This window comes from Bacillus sp. FG16, from assembly GCF_057809515.1.
Window position 1 is genome coordinate 1 of sequence record NZ_JBMDKC010000376.1, and the last position, 371, is coordinate 371.

A 371-nucleotide genomic window follows, 5' to 3' on the forward strand; every position below is an offset into this window, starting at 1 on the left:
GAACAATAACATTTTGAGTCGTCGTCTTTAAAGCAAGAGATACCATAATTCGTTTAATATTGTCCCATTCCTTCATAATCAGTTCTGTATTGATTTTTCGTAAGGGTTTAATAAGTAATTCTTCATATTGATTTGGATGTTGAAAACCGTATAAGTTGCGAGATATTGTTGCATGAATGTCCTTATATCTTGGTGCAAATTGGTAACCAAACAAATCTAAAATAGCAAAATTAACTTCATTCGTTCCATGTGTATCTGTAGAATGGATAGCAGGCTTTATATTGGTTGTATTATTGTATAAAATATCAAATACATAATGGCTTTCATGCTCATTTGCACCAATAATTCTTGCTTGAATTGGAATGTGGTTA

General features: G+C 31.0%; 1 protein-coding gene. It reads right to left on the reverse strand.

Annotated elements, in window-relative coordinates; genetic code table 11:
* A partial coding sequence (locus ACODS7_RS32820) for a Tn3 family transposase (RefSeq protein ID WP_488828755.1) occupies positions 1–371 on the reverse strand: 371 nt, incomplete at both ends.